The organism is Bacillus sp. AP50, assembly GCF_040492675.1.
Lineage (GTDB): Bacteria > Bacillota > Bacilli > Bacillales > Bacillaceae_G > Bacillus_A > Bacillus_A cereus.
The window spans coordinates 1-4,047 of record NZ_JBEUTW010000222.1 but is presented as its reverse complement, the minus strand read 5'-3'; the positions used below and the strand labels follow the sequence as shown (position 1 = coordinate 4,047).

Sequence of the window (4,047 nt, the reverse complement as noted above, 5' to 3'; positions counted from 1 at the left end):
GCTTTAGGGTAACTATGAATGAAGTGGTGTTGAATGATATGTTTCTTTCCATTCCATATAAAATTTTCTTTTTTTAACTCTATTTATTAAAGGAATAGTGCTGAAACATAGATTTGACTTTCTTCTTTTCGCTTTGTATGATTATCAAGTTGTTTTAGACTCTTCTCACTCTGTTGAAAATATTGTAAAATGAATGTGATATGAAAAGAGTGATTGAGGGGATTACTAGTTTGTAACTTTTGTAAGAAGGGATAAGGGTTATGTTAATTCGTTTTAAAAAAAGTTATGAAAAAATTGCAATGGGGCTTCTTTCGTTTATGCCAACTGAAAAAGATGTGAAAACATTACAATTGACAATGAAAGAATATGAAGCAAAAGATGATTGGCAATTGTATTTGTGGAAAGAAAATGAAGATTTTGTTGGAATAATGGGGATTGTAAAAAAAGAGAATCAAGTATTAGAAATTCAGCATTTGAGTGTGAACCCGTCTCACCGTCATGTGGGGATTGGGACGAAGATGGTTCAAGAGTTAAAGAGTAAATTTCTTGAGTTTACAATTTGCGGAAATGAGCAAACGGCAAGTTTTTGCGAAAAATGTAAAGGGCTAGAACAAAATATACATTCGTGAAAGCAGAGATAAGTAGTTTATTATCTCTGCTTTCTTTTTTGTAATTGTTCGTTTCGTTCAGTAATGACCTCTGTGCGATCACGCATAGTGTGCTTGTTTATAATATATTCACCTGGGATAGCATTCAAGTCTTTCCAAGAGAGGTTTTGTTTTTGACATAACTCTATGCACTGCTTCTCTAACGATGGATCTGATAAGGGTAAAAATAAAGGTAAAAAACGTTCTTTTTTATGGATAGATTGCAATCTTTCATTGAGCAAGGAAAGAAGTTGTACTTGATTAATTCCTAAACGTTGTAAAGGCACACCGCTTTTTTCTAAAATTGTGATTGCGCTTTTCATCATTTTTGTGGAACCATTCCAATTAGCACGTCTTTGGTGGTATAAAGAAACTGCGATTTGAATGAGACCAACTAAGTAATAATCACGATTACCTCTTGGTTTTGTTTTCCAATACTCTTCTAGTATTTCGTGGCATTCAAAATAGTCATAATCTCCATGGAAATGAATTAAAAATTGTATGTATTCGGTAGGATACATGTTTTCTCGCTCCTATCTAACGGTTATACATATAAGTGTATCATAGAAATATGAACAATAAACGACTAGGAGGTTTCCCCCTAGCCGTTATTGTTCATATTAGCAGAAGCAAGCTGCTCCTACAATAATTAGTAAAATAAACAGTACAACAAGTAATGCGAACCCACCGCTAAAACCACAATCAACGTGACCCATAGTTTTTTGACCTCCTACATTGTTCTTACTACACTGTTATCATATGAAGTGGTGGGCATGATGACATAGGCATCGGTCTATTTTTAATTAAATTTCTTAAAAAGGTTGGATAGAACATGAGTATGCTCTATACTTATGTTGTTATAGAAAAAATGTGGTGGGATGCTTTGTGCAATATAATTTTAAAGTAGAGGCTTTTGAAGGGCCGTTAGATCTATTGTTACATTTAATACATCGTTATGAAATTGATATATATAATATTCCTGTAGCAGATATTACAGAGCAATATTTATCTTATGTGCATACGATGAAAGAACTTCAATTAGATGTTGCAAGTGAGTATTTAGTAATGGCTGCAACGTTATTACAAATTAAAAGTAAGATGTTGTTGCCGAAACACGAAGAAGATGTACTTGATAACGGTGATGATTTTATAGATGATCCTCGTCAAGAATTGATGGAGAGGTTAATTGAATATAAGAAATATAAGCAAGTTGCTACTGAGTTAAAAGAAAGAGAACAAGAAAGAGCACAGCTATATACACGTCCACCAATTGACTTTACATCGTTGCAACAAGAAGAGGAGACAAGCTTACCTCTTGATGTTACGTTATATGATATGCTAGCAGCATTTCAAAAATTAATGCGCCGTAAAAAGGCAAAAAAACCTGTAACAACACGTATTACTCGTCAAGAAATACCAATTGAACAGCGAATGACTGATATTTTAAAGCAGTTAAAAATAAAGGGTGGTCGCCAAAGCTTTTACGATTTGTTTGTTGATGCTGAACGTGAAATAATGGTTGTAACATTTTTAGCAGTTCTGGAACTTATGAAAAATCAACAAATCATAATTGAGCAAGAACATAATTTTGATGAAATTTTCGTATCAAGCTCTAATAAATCTGCATAGAGCAAGTATGTGAAAATGGGATACAAACATTTTATCTCATGCTATGTTTTAATGTATCGTTTGGAACAAGAGAAAAAATATTGAACCGAACGCATTAATTGTGATTCGGTTTTTTGATGTGTATTTTTATGGGAAAATAGAAGGAAGGAGCTCGTGAAATGGATAGGAAAGAACAAAAGTCAATTATTGAAGGCCTTTTATTTGTTTCTGGTGATGAAGGGATTTATCCAGAACAAATAGCAAAAGTTCTTGAAATTGAAATGAATGAAGTAATTAATATTTTAGAAGAAATGCAACAAGAATGTGAAGGTGCAAACCGTGGTTTGCAAATTGTACAGTATGCAAAAGTATATCGTTTTGCTACAAAGAAAGAACATGCTTCATATTATCAAAAATTAATAGATACACCAACAGCTGCTTCACTCTCACAAGCTGCCCTCGAAACTTTAGCGATTGTTGCATATCGCCAACCAATCACAAGGACTGAAATGGAAGAGATTAGAGGAGTTAAAACCGATAAGGCGTTACAAACGTTGGTTTCACATTTACTTATAAAAGAAATGGGAAGAGCAGAAGGACCAGGGCGTCCTATTTTATACGGAACAACAAAAGAATTTTTGGACACATTTGGATTGAAAACATTAGATGATTTACCACTGCTTTCTGAAGAGAATGAACAAATGAATGAAGCAGATTTATTCTTCGGTTCCTTACAAGAGATATCGAAATAAAAGCTTAGCATTTTGCTAAGCTTTTTTTGTATATCAATTATTTACAGTGCCATACTAAATGAAAAAAGGAGACGAGTTATGAGAGGTATGCGGATTATTTTATTATTAGTTTCTGTTTTATTATGTTTTTCTTTAAATAGCGCATCAGCTAAAAGGTATATGATGTCCATTCATACTACGTCTCCTTTACATATGCATCGGCAACATCTTAGTAAAATGAAAGTGAGCTTTTTAAAAGTGGGGCAAGGTGACGCAACACTTATTATAATGCCAAATGGACAAACAATGTTAATTGATGGAGGACCTTATGAAGCAGGAGAGGTTATTATTCAGAAATTAATTGAGAAAGGGATTAATCATTTAGATGTAATTGTCAGTACGCATCCCGATATGGATCACATAGGGGGGTTAATTCCAATTGTAGAGCAAATGCCGGTATCGCTTATATTAGATAGCGGAAAAACATATAGTTCTCTTACTTATCATACGTATCGGAATAATATTAAAAAAAGAGGGATACCTTTCGTTTCAGTAAAGGAAGGACAATATATACCGCTGGATCCACATGTTTCTATACAAGTATTAAACAACGGGAAATCAAAAGATGAAAATAATGAATCCTCAATTGTTTTAAAGGTGCGATATGGAAAAGCGGATTTTTTATTAATGGGTGACGCGGATGTACGGACAGAACATGAAATATTAAAACAATTTGATGTCCATGCAGATGTGTTAAAAGTAGGGCATCACGGCTCATATACTTCAACAAGTGAAACGTTTATAAAAAAAGTGGAACCGCAGTTTGCTATTTTGTCGTACGGGAGTAGTAATCCGTATGGACATCCTCACCAAAGTGTAGTGAAACGCTTAAAAAGGCACGGTATAATGGTATATAGAACGAATAAACGTACAGTAGAAATGGAAACAGATGGTGAACATATTATGTTAGAGTCTAGCGGGTTAATGCCATTATTGAAGTGATTTCTAGATTAGGGGGCGATACTGTCCCTTTTTGGAAAAATGAATAATATATATTATAA

Annotated in this window: 6 protein-coding genes; 4 read left to right on the top strand and 2 right to left on the bottom strand. The window is 33.6% G+C overall.

Going from position 1 to position 4,047, the window contains the following annotated elements:
* Positions 1 to 260 precede the first annotated feature (260 nt).
* The gene (gene ribT / locus ABWK52_RS17305) at positions 261 to 629 is read left to right on the top strand and encodes a GNAT family N-acetyltransferase RibT (RefSeq protein ID WP_000908401.1); all 369 of its coding nucleotides are present in this window, start codon (positions 261 to 263) and stop codon (positions 627 to 629) included.
* A 20-nt stretch (positions 630 to 649) separates the two neighbouring features.
* Here ribT and ABWK52_RS17300 read toward each other — a convergent pair whose 3' ends face one another.
* Both ABWK52_RS17300 and ABWK52_RS17295 read right to left on the bottom strand, forming a co-directional pair.
* A complete protein-coding gene (locus ABWK52_RS17300; protein ID WP_000283606.1) occupies positions 650 to 1,168 on the bottom strand; it encodes a DUF309 domain-containing protein in 519 nt (172 codons plus the stop codon).
* Positions 1,169 to 1,267: 99 nt separating this feature from the next.
* Positions 1,268 to 1,363, bottom strand: a complete 96-nt coding sequence (locus tag ABWK52_RS17295) for a YjcZ family sporulation protein (protein WP_000510194.1) — start codon at positions 1,361 to 1,363, stop codon at positions 1,268 to 1,270.
* A gap of 169 nt (positions 1,364 to 1,532) precedes the next feature.
* Between ABWK52_RS17295 and scpA the strand changes: the two genes are divergently transcribed.
* The 3 genes from scpA to ABWK52_RS17280 all read left to right on the top strand — a co-directional run bounded on the left by scpA (position 1,533) and on the right by ABWK52_RS17280 (position 3,988).
* Positions 1,533 to 2,276, top strand: a complete 744-nt coding sequence (scpA, locus tag ABWK52_RS17290) for a segregation/condensation protein A (protein ID WP_001199752.1) — start codon at positions 1,533 to 1,535, stop codon at positions 2,274 to 2,276.
* Between the two features lie 158 nt (positions 2,277 to 2,434).
* A complete protein-coding gene (gene scpB / locus ABWK52_RS17285; protein ID WP_000375170.1) occupies positions 2,435 to 3,007 on the top strand; it encodes a segregation/condensation protein ScpB in 573 nt (190 codons plus the stop codon).
* 78 nt (positions 3,008 to 3,085) lie between these two features.
* Entirely contained in the window at positions 3,086 to 3,988 is a 903-nt protein-coding gene (locus ABWK52_RS17280; protein WP_001214829.1) for a ComEC/Rec2 family competence protein, read from the top strand.
* Positions 3,989 to 4,047 lie beyond the last annotated feature (59 nt).